12 protein-coding genes are annotated in these 16,970 nt (G+C 53.4%); 7 read left to right on the forward strand and 5 right to left on the reverse strand.

Going from position 1 to position 16,970, the window contains the following annotated elements:
* Nucleotides 1-3: 3 nt before the first annotated feature.
* From IPK01_00100 to IPK01_00115, 4 genes are all read left to right on the forward strand, one after another.
* On the forward strand, nucleotides 4-1,599 hold the full coding sequence (locus IPK01_00100) for a methylmalonyl-CoA mutase (GenBank protein MBK7931900.1): 1,596 nt from the start codon (nucleotides 4-6) through the stop codon (nucleotides 1,597-1,599).
* Nucleotides 1,600-1,631: 32 nt separating this feature from the next.
* Nucleotides 1,632-2,999: a carboxypeptidase regulatory-like domain-containing protein gene (locus IPK01_00105; protein ID MBK7931901.1), complete on the forward strand. Its 1,368-nt coding sequence runs from the start codon at nucleotides 1,632-1,634 to the stop codon at nucleotides 2,997-2,999.
* Between the two features lie 1,069 nt (nucleotides 3,000-4,068).
* Nucleotides 4,069-5,136, forward strand: coding sequence for a type IV pilus twitching motility protein PilT (locus IPK01_00110; GenBank protein ID MBK7931902.1), 1,068 nt, complete (start codon nucleotides 4,069-4,071; stop codon nucleotides 5,134-5,136).
* A gap of 190 nt (nucleotides 5,137-5,326) precedes the next feature.
* Nucleotides 5,327-6,178 carry a hypothetical protein gene (locus IPK01_00115; GenBank protein ID MBK7931903.1) on the forward strand — a complete coding sequence of 284 codons (852 nt, stop codon included), beginning with the start codon at nucleotides 5,327-5,329 and terminating at the stop codon, nucleotides 6,176-6,178.
* Between the two features lie 7 nt (nucleotides 6,179-6,185).
* Here IPK01_00115 and IPK01_00120 read toward each other — a convergent pair whose 3' ends face one another.
* From IPK01_00120 to IPK01_00130, 3 genes are read right to left on the reverse strand one after another with little or no spacing between them, the layout of a single operon-like run.
* A complete protein-coding gene (locus IPK01_00120; GenBank protein MBK7931904.1) occupies nucleotides 6,186-7,841 on the reverse strand; it encodes a TolC family protein in 1,656 nt (551 codons plus the stop codon).
* 31 nt (nucleotides 7,842-7,872) lie between these two features.
* Complete coding sequence (locus IPK01_00125) at nucleotides 7,873-11,118, reverse strand: efflux RND transporter permease subunit (GenBank protein ID MBK7931905.1); 3,246 nt, start codon at nucleotides 11,116-11,118, stop codon at nucleotides 7,873-7,875.
* A 12-nt stretch (nucleotides 11,119-11,130) separates the two neighbouring features.
* Nucleotides 11,131-12,429: an efflux RND transporter periplasmic adaptor subunit gene (locus tag IPK01_00130; protein ID MBK7931906.1), complete on the reverse strand. Its 1,299-nt coding sequence runs from the start codon at nucleotides 12,427-12,429 to the stop codon at nucleotides 11,131-11,133.
* A gap of 160 nt (nucleotides 12,430-12,589) precedes the next feature.
* Here IPK01_00130 and IPK01_00135 point away from each other — a divergent pair, with 160 nt between their 5' ends.
* Nucleotides 12,590-12,910 carry a hypothetical protein gene (locus IPK01_00135; GenBank protein ID MBK7931907.1) on the forward strand — a complete coding sequence of 107 codons (321 nt, stop codon included), beginning with the start codon at nucleotides 12,590-12,592 and terminating at the stop codon, nucleotides 12,908-12,910.
* A 72-nt stretch (nucleotides 12,911-12,982) separates the two neighbouring features.
* Here IPK01_00135 and IPK01_00140 read toward each other — a convergent pair whose 3' ends face one another.
* Both IPK01_00140 and IPK01_00145 read right to left on the reverse strand, forming a co-directional pair.
* Entirely contained in the window at nucleotides 12,983-13,690 is a 708-nt protein-coding gene (locus IPK01_00140) for a hypothetical protein (GenBank protein MBK7931908.1), read from the reverse strand.
* A gap of 48 nt (nucleotides 13,691-13,738) precedes the next feature.
* The gene (locus IPK01_00145) at nucleotides 13,739-14,026 is read right to left on the reverse strand and encodes a (2Fe-2S)-binding protein (protein ID MBK7931909.1); all 288 of its coding nucleotides are present in this window, start codon (nucleotides 14,024-14,026) and stop codon (nucleotides 13,739-13,741) included.
* Nucleotides 14,027-14,104: 78 nt separating this feature from the next.
* On the opposite strand from IPK01_00145, the gene IPK01_00150 reads away from it, so the two are divergent.
* Together IPK01_00150 and IPK01_00155 are read left to right on the forward strand one after the other, a co-directional pair.
* On the forward strand, nucleotides 14,105-14,326 hold the full coding sequence (locus tag IPK01_00150; GenBank protein ID MBK7931910.1) for a glutaredoxin: 222 nt from the start codon (nucleotides 14,105-14,107) through the stop codon (nucleotides 14,324-14,326).
* 166 nt (nucleotides 14,327-14,492) lie between these two features.
* On the forward strand, nucleotides 14,493-16,925 hold the full coding sequence (locus tag IPK01_00155) for a protein kinase (protein ID MBK7931911.1): 2,433 nt from the start codon (nucleotides 14,493-14,495) through the stop codon (nucleotides 16,923-16,925).
* The last annotated feature ends 45 nt before the right edge of the window (nucleotides 16,926-16,970 follow it).

Here is a 16,970-nt window from a genome sequence, read left to right on the forward strand (position 1 = left end):
GATATGGCTGAACGACGCGAACGATTTGAGACTTCGTCGGGGATCGAGCTTCCTAACGATTTTAATCCTGAGAACACAAAGGGCGTTGACTATGACGCGGATCTTGGCGAGCCGGGCGAGTTTCCGTACACGCGCGGCGTGCGGCGGAACGTTTATCGCGGGCGGTTTTGGACAATGCGTCAGTACGCGGGGTTTGCGACGGCTGAGGAATCGAATGAGCGGTACAAATATCTGCTGTCGCAGGGCACGACGGGGCTGAGCGTGGCGTTCGATCTGCCGACGCAGATCGGGCTTGATTCGGACGATCCGCTGTCGGCGGGCGAGGTCGGGAAGGTCGGCGTGGCGATCGACAGCCTCGACGATATGCTGACGCTGTTTGACGGCATACCGCTCGACACGGTCTCGACCTCGATGACGATAAACTCGACGGCTTCGACGCTGTTGTGTCTATATTTGGCCGTCGCACGGCGCCAGAACGTCGGTTTTGACAAGGTCACCGGGACCGTTCAGAACGACATCCTCAAGGAATACATTGCCCGCGGAACCTACATCTATCCGCCGAGGCCGAGCTTGCGTCTGATCACCGATATGTTCGCGTATTGTGCGGCCGAGGTGCCGAATTGGAACACGATCTCGATCTCGGGCTATCACATCCGCGAAGCCGGTTCGACGGCCGCACAGGAGATCGCGTTCACGCTGGCGGATGGGATTTGTTATGTTCAGGCAGCGATAGATGTCGGGCTAAAGGTAGATGATTTTGCTCCGCGATTGTCGTTCTTCTTTAATTCGCACAACAATCTGCTCGAAGAGATCGCTAAATTTCGTGCCGCACGCCGCCTATGGGCGCGGATAATGCGTGACCGTTTTGGCGCGAAGGATCCAAAGTCGCTGATGCTGCGTTTTCACACGCAGACCGCGGGTTCGACGCTGACGGCACAGCAGCCCGAGGTAAACGTCGTTCGCACGACGATCCAGGCGTTGGCGGCCGTTCTCGGCGGAACGCAGAGCCTGCATACGAATTCGATGGACGAGGCATTGAGCCTGCCGACCGAATCGGCGGCACGCGTCGCGCTTCGAACGCAGCAGGTTATCGCTTACGAATCGGGCGTTGCCGACACGGTCGATCCGTTTGCCGGAAGTTATGCGATCGAGGAACTTACGACCAAACTCGAACAGATCGCCGTCGATTATATCGAGAAAATTGACGCCATGGGCGGCATGCTCCGGGCGATCGAAACCGGTTACGTCCAAAACGAGATCCAGGACGCAGCTTTTGATTATCAGAAAGCCGTGGAAAAACATGATGCGATCGTAGTCGGTGTGAATAAATTCCACTCCGACGAAGAAGTTCCAATTCCCATCCTCAGGGTCGACGAACGGATCGAACGCGAGCAAGTCGCAAGATTGCAGGCAGTCAGAGCAAAACGCGATGCCGCCGACGCCGATGCCGCGATAAAGCGGATCACTGACACCGCCAACAGCACCGAAAACCTCATCCCTCACATCCTCACCGCCGTCGAATCGCACGTCACCGTCGGCGAGATCAGCCACGCACTTCGCAAAGTGTGGGGCGAATACCAAGAAGCCGTAACGATCTGAAATCACAAACTCATTTTCGCAAAGGAGCAACCATGAACGCTAAATCACTCAAACCGTACATTCTCGCGTCGATCATTGCGGCAGCGGTCCTGATCGGCAAATATGCACATATTTCAACGGTTGAGGCCGGATCGCTTGATCCCAAGAGGCCGCTCGGGAACCACTCGTATGTCATCTTCGATCTTGGCGTCGTTGAGGTTGGTGATGCGAATTCTCAAGGATTTGGCGTTTCGGTTGACGGTGTCGCTGTCGGCCGGTCGATACGAAGCGGAGGTGCTCAGGCTTTCAGCTGGTCGAACGGCACGATCGTCGGACTGCCCAATCTCGCGGCCCGGCCATTTTGCGTGGCAAACGCAGCAACGGGCTCGGCTTTGGTCGTCGGAACCTGTGCAACGACGCTTTTCGGGACCAGTCGCTTACCTGCAGTTTGGCAAAACGGCAGCGTTTCGCAATTGCCCCTGCCCGACGGCGAGACGCTTGGCGATGCAAATGACATCAATTCTGCGGGCGTTGCGGTCGGTTCGATCAACAGCGGCAGCTTGCAGCGGGCGGCGATCTACAGCGGAGGCTCGGCGACCGTTATAACGCAAACGACCGCCGGTGGCAGCTTTTTTACGACAGCATTCGGCATCAATGATTCGGGCCGTATTGTCGGCAGCGGCATCGATCCGAGCAATGCGGCAAGAAATGTCGGAATGGTCTACGACATTGGAGCCGGTTCCGCGACTGAAGTTGGAGCTTTGCCCGGAATGAACGGAGCACTTGCGTTCGGTATCGGTAACGGAGGCCACGTCGTTGGTTCGAGCATGATGAATCAAGGCTCGGGCACGCCTTTTATTTGGACACAAGCGAACGGAATGGTCGCCATTCCGTTTCCGGCAGGCACGACACAAGGCTCAGCACGAGGAGTGAATTCAGCCGGATGGGCCGTCGGCACGGCATCGTCGGCGTTTGCAATTCCGTTTTTATATGACGGAACTGCTACCTACCGTCTGGCAGACCTGATCCCTGCGGGCACCGGTTGGGATCTTTCAACGAACACGTCTTCATCGGCACTTGGCATCAGCGAAGGAAATGTCATAGTCGGAACCGGCGTTCTAAACGGGGTCGTTCACGGATATGCGATGGTTCCGGCGGGTAATGTGACGATCAGTGGACGAGTTCGTACCGCGAGCGGCAACGGCATTCGCAACGCTGTCATAACGCTTTCAGGCGGCGGACTGCCGGCGCCGATCTTCGTTCGAACAAGCAGTTTTGGCTACTACTCACTTGGCCCGGTGCCGATCGGCGGCACTTACACTATGACGATACAGACCAAGAATTACGTCTTTGTTCAACCATCCCGCAATTTGACACCGACCGGCAATATCGGAAATATCGATTTCACCGCAGAACCCTAGACGTTCTTTACGAAAGAGGGCCGCACATTGCGGGCCCTCACAATCATCGCGAACCATCATATCTCCCGCGATCTGCGAAAAATCAGTGACAAACTTGTTTTACTGTGTTAGTATCGGTTGAGGTGTTGCCACGCTCTCGGCTCACTTTACTCAATTCCCTTAGGCTGATTCTCTCGCATCCAATCCAATTGAAATGGAAAAACTTAACGAATACCTGCAAACTCTGCTCTCATCATGCAGCGACGAACTACATCTCGAACCCGAGCGCAATCCATATCTCGTCTCGGAAAATCGGACGACCGAGCTTGGCAATGTTCCGATGCTCGGCACCCAGATCAGTATGATGGTGTTTCCGCTGATACCTTCGGACGTCAAATCGGCACTGCCGCACAGCTCGGAGGTCGAATTTGTCCATCCGCACAACCTCGGCAATTTCAATTTTGTCGTGCAGAAATCGCCCGCCGGATTTAACGTCACGATCCGGCCGATGCTGGGCGATTCGTCAGAATCGGTCCGCGTAAACCCTCCGCTCCCGGAAAGGCCGCCGGCTTTTCAAGCTGAACTTGGCACGCCGATATCAGCACTTGAGCCCGTCGCAGAACCCACACCGGCGGCCGGCGAATATGTATTTGAAAGTGCATCGGCCGGCGTTGAATATAACGCAGGGATCGCTGCCCCTTCAGCCCTCGACGATCTGCTCGTGGATCACACCGAAATGGCGTCCGAATACATTCCTTCGAACGAATCGCCAGTAGAGATCGTTTCGGCGAACGACCCTTCGTTCCAAACCATATTCTCTGACACGTCGACATACGAACCGCCGGGACGCCGCGATGATCTCGGCGATAGCCCTTACATTACTCCTACTAAGGCTTTTGTGCCGGTGCCGGTCATTGAAACCGCACAACCTGCGTTCGAAACACCAATGAACGAATATAGCCAGCCTCAAGAAGCCTACGTCCCTCTGCAAAACTACGTACCGCCAGTATCCGCCGCTCCCGCCCTGCCGGCGGAACCGACGCAAGCGGGATTTGTGCCTGCGGCGGCCAATGCTCCGATGCGTGCGAAAATGGATTCGCTATTCCAGCAAATGTCGGATATCGGTGCATCGGACCTTCATCTCTCGGTCAGTATGTCGCCGATGATCCGCAAGGACGGCAAGATGAAGCCGCTGAAGGAAGGCGAACAGGCCTTGACATCCGATGCGATGCGAACGCTTTTGACATCGATCATGCCGCCAAAGAATCAGGAAGAATTCTCAATGCGCAACGATACCGATTTTGCGTACGAGATCCCGAATCTGGCTCGTTTCCGCTGCAATGTGTTCATGGATCGAAAGGGCATGGGGGCGGTGTTTCGAATCATCCCGACCAAAATTTTGACGGCGGAACAGCTAGGGCTTTCGAAAGCGATCATGGACCTTTGCTCGCTGTCAAAAGGACTGGTCGTAGTAACGGGACCGACCGGTTCCGGTAAGTCGACGACGCTGTGTGCGATGGTCGATTCTATTAACAAAAATCGAAAAGATCACATCATTACGATCGAGGATCCGATCGAATTTACGCACGAAAACCAAAAATGCCTCGTCAATCAGCGTGAGGTGCATAACCACACCGATTCGTTCAAAGATGCACTAAGGGCCGCTCTTCGCGAAGACCCGGACATCCTGCTCGTCGGCGAAATGCGAGATCTCGAGACCATCTCTATCGCGATCGAGACCGCCGAAACCGGCCACCTTGTGTTTGGAACGCTGCATACGACGACAGCCGCATCGACGGTCGACCGAATAATCGATCAGTTCCCGGCTGATAGACAACAGCAGATACGCGTAATGCTTTCAGAATCTCTCAAAGGGGTGATAGCCCAAACACTGCTGCCGAAAAAGGGCGGCGGCCGTGTTGCGGCTCTTGAGGTCCTGATCGTAACGCCGGCGATCTCAAATCTGATACGCGAAGGCAAGACTTTCCAGATTCCGTCAGCGATGCAAACCGGCAAAACGCACGGCATGGTCATGCTCAATGATGCCCTTTACGCCCACGTGGAAAGCGGTATGGTCGAGCCCAGGGACGCATACGTCAAGGCCGTGGACAAAGCAGGCTTTGAGATGCTCTTAACACGCGGCGGATTCTCGCTTTAGAAGATCATTCATTAAACATCTGACGGTAGAGCCAACGCTCTGCCGTCTTTTTTGTTTGGTGCATTCTATATGCAAATCGCTCCACGCCTTTCTCTCGATGTTAAGCGACACATATCACAATCTTGACTTTGGCATCGAAGCTGGAGTTTAATAGCGTCACTAAACCACAATCTGATGAGGGGGCTATTCGATGATCCAATGGCGCTTTTCGTTCTATTTGTTATCTGCTGTTTTCGCGTGTCTGATCTCGCCTGCTCCGCATTTTGCGTGGAATGGTTATCACACGGCAAGCAGATCAGACACATTTAACATGTTGTCGGTCGTGCAAACTCCGACCGACGGCGGTATTCGAGAGGAAGTTCCGCAAAAATTCCGGGCCCGGTTCGAAACGTGGAAAGCGGAGCTGCTCTCGACCGAGTTTGGCAGACAACAGTGGGGAACGTACGCGAATAATAAGAACTTTGTTCTCACGATAAAGGTCTCGGGTAACCGCGGGAGTGACGCAGGAACTGATAGATTCCAATGGGACGAAACCGGCAACTTTGTCGGTGCAACGATCCCGATCGGCTCACGGATCGACTCCGGTTATCCGCCGCCGATATATTATCCGGTGCTAAATTCTCTCGCGTCCGACGCAGCGGTCCATTCGATCAACGGCAGCATCCTCGCCGCAACTAAGCTCTCTCATGAGCTCGGCCATGTAGAACAAACCGCTGAGGCAAACGTCAAATTTCTACAATTGCAGAACAAGCTCGTCCCGGCCTATATCTTGATCTTTCTGAAGAACGGCCTCAATACCCGCGACAAAAAGCTCATCGAACTGGCTGACCAAATGGGCGGCACACCGACCGAGATCTGGGAAAGCCGCGAATACTGGAGCGAGGTCACTGCCATGCAATTCCTCCACGACAGACTAAGCAACGAAGAAATATATTGCCGCGTCTTCGAAAAGATCAAACGAAACGTTCGCGAATATGCCAAGGGTTACGAGGATCGATTCCACAAATTCCCCGAATTAATAAGCGCCCGCTGTGCGAAGTAAAGGGTTCTTATTTTGTCACGACAACGTTGTTAACGGCCAGGGTCTTGCCAAGTGCACGGTAGAATTCGGAGATAGCGATGTTTAGGTCGGTCTGGGCCTGGAGTTCACGTCCGCGGGCCGCCAGAAGTTCCGTTTGGCGAAGCGACACCAGAAGAAATGTCGTTGTGCCGGCACGGAATTGACGCTGCTCGCTGGCCGACAATTCTTCCGCCGCCGATCGGGCTGCTGTCGCTGAAGTCAAACGGGACTCGGCAGAACGCAGTGCTTGGAGAGCATTGCGGACCTCGGCCTCGATCAATTGCTCGGTCTGGGCACGATTATTTGCGAGCCGATCTGCAAGTACCTGCGTTCGGCCAAGATTTGCTTTGGCGACGCGATTGCCCCACGGCAGCGAGATCTGAACGCCGATCCGATACGTTGGATAATCCTGTTGGAGCAGATTGCCCAGCGAATTACCATACCCGCCGATCAGGTTCGGCGGCAAATTGGCGACGCCCGATGCCAGCGGATTCGGCGTTCCGGCGAGGCCCGCAGAAGTATACGAACCGACTAGGTCGATCTGCGGTTTTGTTTGATTTCTGAAGTATTTCAGGTCGATCTTGTTGATGTCTTCGTTGATCTGGATCTGTTCGATCTCGGGTCGATTGGACAACGCCTCAGTAACGGCGATCTCGAGGCCGATCTTCGGAATGATCTGCGACATCGGCGAGACCGGTGTCAACGGCCGTGACCATTCTGCCGCGGTCCGGTCCGGCAATACCAACGTCTTCAGCGTATTTTCCGAACGCGTAACAGTCTCCTGAGCAAGAAAGATCAGCTGCTCAAAATTTGCGATCTGTGCTTCGGCCGCTACGATCTCGATAGGTGCTAGTACGCCTTGGTCGACCATGCGGCGATTGCTTTCTACTTGTTCGCGTGATTGCTTAAGCGTATCGACCTGAACTTGCAGGTTGCGTAGAGCAAAAGCGTGGTTCCAATAAGCCTGTTCAACGCTGGAAACGACGTCGATCGCCTTTAGCCTGAGCGACGTGTCCGACAGCGTCAGATTCTTTTTTGCGATCGCTATCTGTCGGCGATTATTATCGACTGCCCGGTTTCTCCATAGCGGCTGGACATAAGTCGCGACCAGCGAAGTCGGAAATTGCGGATTAAGCGTTGCGTTGCGGTTTGTCGTGTTCGTACGCGAATTATTGAAGGCAACGTCATAAGATCCGCCGAATTTAGGTACAAATCCCGAAAGGCCGATATTCGCGAGGAACTGCCGCTGGGTGACGGCACCATTCACTGCACCGCCGATCGTCGAAGCAGTTGGAGTCGTGCGGCTTTCGTAATACGATTCCGAATCGATCAACGGGTCGTACACGCCTCTGGCACCGAGCAATCCGAACTCGGCGATCTTCACATCATTTCGCGACGCATCGATGTCATTGTTGTTTTTCAGCGCCATTTCGATAGCCTGGTCCAATGTGAGCGAAAGCTGATCGCCCGTTTGGACTCCGATCCGCGACTGGTCCGGTATTGGCCTCGTGACTGTCCTGAACTTGGGAACGGACGGCTGAGGCTGATCAGGTTGAGTCGGGGAATCTCCCTGCCCAAAAGCGACAATGCCAAGGGTAAGCAGCGTCGCCACGCCAATTATGGTGCGGCCAACGACGAAGTTCAAAATTCTGCAATTGAATAAAAACATCAAAAGATCAGGCGGCATCTCCGGTATTTGACGGAAGATCGGATCCGCGTTTTCCACGCAATCTGCCGAAAGTGCTGCGAATGCCGCCTGCTATCGACTGAAATACCGTTGATTGCTGGGCGTCATCGAAGATCGAGTAAAAAACCGGAACCGCAAGCAGGGTCAGCAGCAAGCACATCGACTGTCCACCCACGACAAGAATTCCGATCGAACGGTTTGTCGCCGCCCCGGCACCGGTTCCTAAGGTAAGCGGGATCATGCCGGCAACAAGTGCCAGCGTGGTCATTAGAATCGGACGCAACCGGTCGCGGTTCGCCTGAATGATCGCATCATAGCGGCCCAATCCCTGTGATCTCAGCGTATTAGTATGGTCGATCTGAAGGATCGCGTTCTTCTTGACGATTCCAAACAGCAGTAAAATGCCGAGAGCCGAGAAGATATTCAGCGTCTGCCCCGCGATCGCCGTAGAAAGCAAAGCGAACGGCACCGATAGCGGCAGTGTTATAAGGATCGTGACAGGATGAATGAATGATTCGAACTGTGCAGCAAGGATCAAATACATGAACACAAATGACAGAAGAAATGCATAAAGGAATGCCTCATAAGCTTTCTGCAGTTCCTTGGACTGGCCCGTGACTCCGACAACGTATTCTGCCGGCATCTTCAGTTCTGCGGCGAACTTCTCCATTTTTGCGATCGCGTCTGATTCAGCAGCATTAGGCGGCAATCCGGCCGAAACCGTTACTTGCCTTTGGCGATTCAGACGATTGATCGATGAAGGCGATAGGCCTTCGTCTATCTTAATGACCCGCTCGAGATCGACTGTACCGCCATTCGAAGAACCGACGGTGAAGAACTTGAAATTGCTGCGGTCGCGGCGATAGGCTTCTTCTGCTCGGACAACAACGTCGTATTGCTTTGAATTCTCGCTAAAGGTCGATGTGATCTGACCGGCCGAAAGGATATTCAATGCCTGAGCAACGTCACCGGCCCGAACGCCCAGATCTGCCGCCTTTGTGCGGTCGATGGTCACGCGGACCTCGGGATTGCCAACCTCTATCGAAGTGTCCGGATCTCGATAGATCGGGTCCTGCTTCATTCTCTCGACCATCGCGTTAGCATATTCCGTAAGCTTTGCCATATCCGGCCCTGCGATGTACATCCCGACCGATGAACCGCCCCGGCCGAGGCCGATGCTGCCTGCTATCGAAGAAGACGCCGATACGGTTACCTGATAATCCTTGGACGAATACTTTTTCGCGATAGCCCGTGTTTGATTGATTAGTTCGGCTTGCGACTTCTTACGTTCGCCAACCGGCACCAATGCAACATTGATAAATCCGTTATTTGAGCCGGACCCGCGGCCGAACCCGGCGAGAATAAGCGTATTCTTCACGCCTGGGATCTCTGCTCGAATGTCTCGGGCAATTCGATCAAGGATCGATTGTGTTGCCGACAGTGAAGTTCCCTGCGGGCCGCGAATATTCACTTGATAAAGCGATTCATCCTCGTCGGGCAAGAAAGCCATGCCCACAAACTTATAAAGCGGAACGATCGAAGCGACAGTAATAACGCATAATAATACAACAGCCCAACGGAACCGCATCGCCAGCCGAAGAAGCCAAGTATACCCGCCGTCGATCTGGCGATAGAACCAGCCTGCTTTTGAATCGTTGACGTGACCTGCTTCCAAAACCGCCTTCGCATCCTGACCGGCCTGATCAAACGACTCGTCGTCAAAGCTTGTCGATGCTGTCCGCTCTTTTTTTGCCGCTTTCCGCTTGATCCAGCGTGCTGCCAGCATAGGCGTCAGCGTGAATGAGACTACGAGCGACACCGCGATGGCCGCGGCCGCCGTCAGTCCGAACGAAGACATGAACCGGCCCACAATGCCGGTCATAAATCCGACAGGAATGAACACCGCAAGCAGCGAAAGCGTGGTCGCCAAAACAGCCAGGCCGATCTCGCGGGTTCCTTCGATCGCTGCCTGAAACGGATCCATGCCCTTTTCTTCGACGAATCGGTAAATATTCTCGAGCACAACGATCGCATCGTCGATAACAATACCGACCATCAAGGTCAGTGCCAGCATTGTCATCTGATTGAGCGAAAAACCGAACGCTGCGATAGCGGCAAATGCTGCAATGATCGATATCGGGATCGCCAGGGCCGCAATGATGGTCGAGCGGAAATTCCAAAGAAAGAGAAAAACGCTGATCGCCGCAAAAAGCCCGCCCAAGACGAGGTGCTCTTCGATCGCAGTAAGCGAATTTTGAATAAACTCCGACTGATCGCGGATGAGTGCGATCTTCATGTCAGACGGCAGGTTTGGAATGATACTGGCCATTCGGCCCTTGACGTTGTTAATAACAGCGATCGTATTGGCTCCGGCCTGTTTGCGAATACCAACGGACACAGCCGGAACGCCGTCGAGCGAAGCCGCCGAGCTTGGCTCACCACCCGTCTTTTCGACCGTTCCAATGTCCTTTATCTTGATCGGAAAGCCGTTACGCGTCGTTATGACGACATCATTGAACTGATCTACCTCGGTCAGCTTGCTCATCGTTCGAACGCCAAGCGTTCGCTGGCCTTCGACGATATTGCCGCCCGGCATCTCTTGATTTTGTGAGCGTATCGCTGCAGTCACGTCGGTCACAGGAATATTGAAAGCTCGCAGCCGGTCCGGATTGACGTTCACACGGATCTGCGGCGAACGCGAGCCCCACATAAAGACCTCGCCGACGCCGTCAGCACTTTCGATGCGCTTTTGTATCAACTGCTCGACCTGTTCGGTGAGCTCCATAATGTCGCGCGGGGCACTAATGGTATACATCAGGATCGGCTGCGAATCGGGATCGCTCTTCTGTGCCGAAGGCGGGTCGGCACTATCCGGTAGCCGGTTGATCACATTGCTGAGCTTCTGCTGGATCTCCTGAAAGGCAACGTCCGGATCCTTTTCGAGGTTGAATGTGAGTGTTACGTTTGAGCTGCCGCGTGACGAACTCGACCGCATTTCTTCGACACCGGGAACCGTGTTAAGTGCTCCTTCGACCACGTCAGTGATCTCGGTCTCGATCTCTTCGGGAGCCGCTCCGGGATTGCTCGTCCGAACCGAGATGGTCGGCAGATCGATCTTTGGAAAGCGATCGACGCCAAGCGTAAAGAAGCTAAATCCGCCCACGACCGTCAGAAACATGACGATCACTGTCGCGAATACAGGTCGATGTACACAAATTTCAGCCAGCCACTGCATAATAACTCCTAGCTAAAAACTCACCTTTGCCCCTTCGTACAAACTCTCCAGATTGCTCGTTGCTACCGTTTCATCAGCCTCTACACCGGTGACGATCTGAGCAAATCCACCTTCTTCAGTACCGAGCTGCACCACGCGAAGTTTAACGATGCCTTCTTGTACAACAAAAACCCGGTATGATTGGGTTGCCTGATGATTGTATACAGCCGTTCTTGGGACAAATACTCCCTTCCCTCCGCCATCTCGATTGATCCGAACAGTTGCAAACATTCCCTGGCGAAGCGAGTTATCACCATTCTCGACCGTTGCCTCGACAACTGCCGAACGTGAGACCGGGTCTACTGCCGGATTTACCGCAATTACAGTACCTGCGAATTTTCGGTCCTTATAAGCATCGACCTGCACCGAAACTCCGCGTCCGATGCCAATGTAAGGGATATCCGCCTCGGCGACCTGGATCAAGACCTTGATCGGATTTGTCCGCAGTATCGTTGCCACAACGGATGCCGAAGATACGTATTCGCCAACCGCGACCGCTCGGTTGCTGATAAAGCCGGAAAAAGGAGCTTTGATAACAGTATCAGTGATCGCTTGCTCGGCGTCTGCAACCTGCGTCTGCGCAGATTCGACATCGGCTCTGGCACTGGCGATCGCCTGATTGTTCTGCTTTGCGTTATTTATGGCAGCTTCAAGCTGCTGTTTGGCAACATTAGAGCGGGCCCTGGCGGTGTCACGGGCTGTTCGATATTGCTCGTAAGTTATCAACGCGACATCGCCAGTCTCCGTGAGTTCGCGATACCGCTTTTCGTTAGCCTCTGCCTGTTTCAGTTCGGCGAGCGTCTGCTCGTAATTCGCATTTGCCCCACGAACCTCGGGTATCGTCGATGCGTTAAAAGAACCTCCGCGGCCGAGCCCCAACCTTGCCTCCGCCTGAAGAACACTTGCCTGCGCACGTTTAACGCTCGCTCTTGCTGTGGCTAACCTTAGCCGTGCATCACGATCATCAATGCGTGCAATTACAGAACCGGACGCGACAAATTGTCCGACGTTGACCGATATATCAGCGATCTTGCCTGCGGTCTTAGGTGCAATGTCTGACGATTCCTCAGCCGTCATGCTGCCGGTTGCCTGAATGACCGATGCGACATCTCGCGACTCGCTCTTGGCAACAGTGATGACAAGCGGAGCGTCTCCGGGATTCGCGTCGGTATTTGAGTTGTTGCGTTTGGTTTCGGTGGAACCCGAACCGCAGGCGAGCGACCCGGCCATTGCCATCGCGCAAATTACTGATCCAACAAGGTAATTCCTCATAGCAGATTCGTCTAAGTGATGTATTTTATAACAATTTGGGAGAACGCCGAACAGCGGCTTTGTAAACTTTTGTCAACAACCGTCAGCAAGCCACATTTCGGGTCATCATGTGGGTAGTGTTAAACTAACGAAGATTTGATTTGAGAGGAAAAGCAATTACATGCAGGAAATTACCGCTTTAGAACTAAAGGATCTACTCGATTCGGGTTTGGATGTACAGCTTATTGACGTGCGGCAACCCGACGAATTTGCCTTCGCAAGGATCGAAGGTGCCAAGCTCATTCCGCTGGGCGAGATCATCAGCCGAATGAACGAACTCGACCAATCGCGCGATGCGATCATCCAGTGCAAAATGGGCGGCCGCAGCGCCCGTGCGATCGAAGCCCTGCAGCGAATGGGCTACACCGGGACGCTAAAAAACCTCGTCGGCGGGATAACAGCCTGGTCAAACGACGTCGATCCGAGCGTGCCGAAATATTAGGGTCTAATACCTGCTGAATGGCCGGTCTTACGCGATCTTCGCTGTCGATCGGCTGATAATGTGGTGCCGTTGCTATTTGATACTGAAACCGTAGTGGATCGACAGAAAGTTGTTCCCCCGACCTGAGTTTCCGATCGTGTAAGCGACCGAGAGATTCTGCGACCGTTTGAGATCATAACTGAAGCCGAAATTCGAATAACCCAAGCTGTTCTTTCCGCTGGTCCAGTCCGCTATAAGTTTGAATTTCTTTGTGATGGGCTGTTCGAAACCCACCATCAAACCTGTTCTTGACCCAAAATCCCTTGAGGTATTAGCCAATCCATAGATACCGCCGGTTAACCTCATATCCTTGACCGACTCAAAGGTCTTACTGGCATTTAAATAGAATTGTGCGGTCATGCGGTCACCTGCTTTTTTATTCAGTGGTATAAAAGCGACCGTCCCGACTGAAACGGCGACGCCGCTATTTTCGTTCTCATAAGCTTTCCACTTGATGTTCGGCTGCAATTCGTGTGCTCCGCCATCGACATCGTACGTTAAGTAGTAATTGACGCCGATCTCGACGTTTTTTTTCAGGCCGTAAACGATCGATGGGCCGTAGGACTGCAAGCCGCCGTTCTCGTACTTCGCGAAGTGCGAATAGGCCTCAAGCGTGACATGAAGGGTCTCCTTTTCCTGTGTGTCGGTCGACGGCACAAAAAAGACCCCTGATTGAGCAAATGCCGAGGTGATGAATATAAATATGCAGAGGGCCGATATCGCAATTTTGGGAAGACTCATACTCAATGCCGCAAATCTCCGTTTCTTGATGGTTGCGATCAACGCATTTTAGTTGTCAGCGAGATCAATACCCTCAGCCAACCTAACGATCTTCATATCTTCGGCAACGGTGGTGCGGCAGGACATGACCGCTTTTTCTTTGTCGCCGTTTTGGAGCCAGACCTGGCAGTTGATGCATTCGCCGTTCCAGCAGAATTCGCCGTACGAGATATTTTCCATCGCGAGAAACTGAAAACACCTGAGCAGCGAATTGTTCTCCGGGACCATACGCTTTTCGCCGAGAATGTCGATTTCGATCAGCTTATCGAAAGGAGCAAAGATATCATGGTGTTCCATAGAAATAGTTGTTACAAACGGCCGGTATCGGCGCTTTCGCGACTAGATAATCTTATCGAAAAGGTGTAATTTTAAGCAATGTCCTTAGTATTGTATACCAAACCGGATTGTCCGTATTGCCAGCGGGCGCGTGAACATTATGATGCTCACGGGATCGAGTATATTGAGCACGACGCTCAGAACGACAAGCTTCGCCAGCGCGAAATGCTCGAGTTTTCTGGGGGCGATCTGACCGTTCCGTGCATTATCCAGAACGGCGAATACATTGCTTCGGGTTGGGGTGATCCGCCCCGCGGCTGAACGATCCGTATTGATTGAGCGGCAGTTTGCCGGTCACTGATATAAGATTTTTCCAGATTTCGCCCGTTTCCTCTCCGCGGGGCTTTACATGACGGCTCGTAAATTTTACGATTACCGTTCGCGAAGATTTGAGCGGCATGCCGGATTTTTTTGATCGGCGTTTTTTATGGTTGGTTCGCAAATTAACCAGTACAAGATACTAGAAAAGATCGGCTCGGGCGGCCAGGGAACTGTTTACAAGGCCCTCGACACCAAGCTCAACCGCACCGCCGTCATCAAGGTCCTCCCGCCTGAACTCACGCAAAAAACCGCCAACTTCAAGCGTTTCGAACGCGAGGCCCAGCTTTGTTCGCAGCTCGATCACCCGAATATCTGTACGATCTACGACTTTCACAGCGACGATGGAGTATTTTACATCGCAATGCAGTGGGTCGACGGCAAGAATGTTCGCCAGCTTGTCGCGGGCCGGCCGCTCGAACTGAAAAGTGCCTTGTCTATCGCGATCCAGGTCACCGACGCTCTCGCATATGCCCATTCGAAGAACATCATTCACCGCGACATCAAGGCCGGGAATATCATGGTCACCGATTCGGGCCAGGTAAAAATACTCGATTTTGGCCTCGCCAAGCTCCTTGAGGACGAACACGCCGCTATCAACGAGGGCTATGACCGCACCGAGATAACCGAACTTGGGATCCCGTACGGCACAGCAACTTACGCAGCTCCTGAACAAGCAAAGGGCGAACGGGCAGATCATCGCAGCGACATCTTTTCAACGGGCGTTTTGATCTACGAAATGCTCACAGGCATTTGGGCATTTCAGGGCAAAACTGTCATCGATGTGCGGCATCAAGTTCTTTACGGCACGCCAAAACCGCTCGCTGACCAGCGGAAGGAACCATTGCCCGCACAGCTCCAAAGCATTGTGGATAAAGCACTTGCCAAAGATCCGAAAGACCGTTACCAAAAGATCGCGACGATGCGAGATGAACTTCGTGCTGTGCTGCATCAGGTTGCAGGAGCCCAGATAATGCCTGGCGATACATTTTCACCCGGCCACGCTGACGGCGGCACGGTCAAACGTGTACTCAACTGGTTTACCGGCAAATCCGTTCCGGAGGCGAGCTCGATCGGCAGTATGCCCCAAATGACCAGTCAGCCTTCATTCTCGCCGGACATTTCGATGACTGCCACGGGAATTGAGAAGAAAAGTGTAGCCATCCTGCCGTTTCAGAATATGGGCGGCGATCCGGCCTCGGCGTTTTATGAATTTGCACTTGCCGATGCCGTCATTACGGAATTGGCACAGATCCGGTCGATCATCGTTCGGCCAAGCAGCGTCATTGCAAAATATCAAGGCAAAGCCATCGATCCTCGCGAAGCCGGCAAGGAATTACGGGTCCACGCTGTGCTTTCAGCCGGCTTCTTGCGGGCCGGCGAAAAGCTGCGCGTGACCGCGCAATTGCTTGACGTAGTGAGCGGCGACATTCTATGGTCAGATCGGATCGACGCCGAGGGCAGCGACATTCTCGCCCTGCAGGACGGCATTGCAACGAAGATCCTCGAAGGACTGCGACTCGAATTGACCGATATCGAGGCCGAAAAACTAGGCAAACGAGCGACGGACAATGCCGAGGCTTGGGAAGAATATCTCCGCGGCCGTGATAATTTTGGCCGTTTCATTTTCCGCACTATCGATGCCGACGATTGCGACGCGGCAATGGCGAATTTCAAACACGCGATCGAACTGGATCCGCATTTCGCCCTCGCTTACAGCGGCCTCGGCGCCTGCTACGCGAATCGTGTATTTAAGGGCCTGGGCGAACCGGAAGATTACACGTACGCCGAAGCTGCATTCAGCAAGGCCTTTTTCTACGATCAGAACGTGGTCGAGGCACGAGTTCTGATGGTCATGATCTACATGGCACGCGGCGAGAAAAAGAAAGCGAGGAGCGAGATCGATCTCCTGCAGAAACAGTTTCCCAATGATGCTGCACTATATTTCGTTAAAGGCGTCATGCACCGGCTCGATGGCGAATATGAGGAATCACTCAGATCATTTGAGAAACTCTCAAGGCTTGATCCTGCGGCTCGCGCGGTCGCCGCATACAACCGAGCCCGCATATTTATCTACAAACGCGAATTTGACCGGGCGAATGAGGAACTCGACAAAGGATTCAAGGTCGAACCCAATCATCCGATGCTCAAGATATTTCGGTCGGGCGTGCTCTATTATCAGGGGCAATACGACGAGTCGTTGAAGTTGATCGCCGGCGTTCTAAAGGATAATCCGCGAATGGACGGCATCCGTCCGCTTTACGCTCTCTTTCTCGCCGGCAGCGGCCATCCGGATGAAGCAAAAGCCCAATTGACCGAAGACGCTCTTGCGATCGCACGTGCCGATCACGATATGGCATATTGGGTCGGCTCGACCTACGCCGTCCTTGGTGACAGAGACCTCGCTTTCAAATGGCTGAACAAGGCCGTCCGCCTCGGCAACCAGAATAAACCGCACTTTGAGAACGATATAAACCTTGCCACGATTCGGGACGACGAGCGTTGGCCGGAATTGCTGGAAAAAATGAAACTTGGCGATTAGCTCAGTTTGCACCGTTCGATACATAAAAGGCACGAAAAGGAATTG

It is taken from the genome of Acidobacteriota bacterium (assembly GCA_016713675.1).
Classification (GTDB): Bacteria; Acidobacteriota; Blastocatellia; order Pyrinomonadales; family Pyrinomonadaceae; genus OLB17.

Bases quoted from the DNA above. Each gene is read 5' to 3' on its own strand.
- IPK01_00110 (MBK7931902.1), top strand. From the start codon at position 4,069: ATGGATTCGCTATTCCAGCAAATGTCGGATATCGGTGCATCGGACCTT.
- IPK01_00155 (MBK7931911.1), top strand. From the start codon at position 14,493: ATGGTTGGTTCGCAAATTAACCAGTACAAGATACTAGAAAAGATCGGC.
- IPK01_00100 (MBK7931900.1), top strand. From the start codon at position 4: ATGGCTGAACGACGCGAACGATTTGAGACTTCGTCGGGGATCGAGCTT.
- IPK01_00125 (MBK7931905.1), bottom strand. From the start codon at position 11,118: ATGCAGTGGCTGGCTGAAATTTGTGTACATCGACCTGTATTCGCGACA.
- IPK01_00145 (MBK7931909.1), bottom strand. From the start codon at position 14,026: ATGGAACACCATGATATCTTTGCTCCTTTCGATAAGCTGATCGAAATC.
- IPK01_00150 (MBK7931910.1), top strand. From the start codon at position 14,105: ATGTCCTTAGTATTGTATACCAAACCGGATTGTCCGTATTGCCAGCGG.
- IPK01_00105 (MBK7931901.1), top strand. From the start codon at position 1,632: ATGAACGCTAAATCACTCAAACCGTACATTCTCGCGTCGATCATTGCG.
- IPK01_00140 (MBK7931908.1), bottom strand. From the start codon at position 13,690: ATGAGTCTTCCCAAAATTGCGATATCGGCCCTCTGCATATTTATATTC.
- IPK01_00135 (MBK7931907.1), top strand. From the start codon at position 12,590: ATGCAGGAAATTACCGCTTTAGAACTAAAGGATCTACTCGATTCGGGT.
- IPK01_00115 (MBK7931903.1), top strand. From the start codon at position 5,327: ATGATCCAATGGCGCTTTTCGTTCTATTTGTTATCTGCTGTTTTCGCG.
- IPK01_00130 (MBK7931906.1), bottom strand. From the start codon at position 12,429: ATGAGGAATTACCTTGTTGGATCAGTAATTTGCGCGATGGCAATGGCC.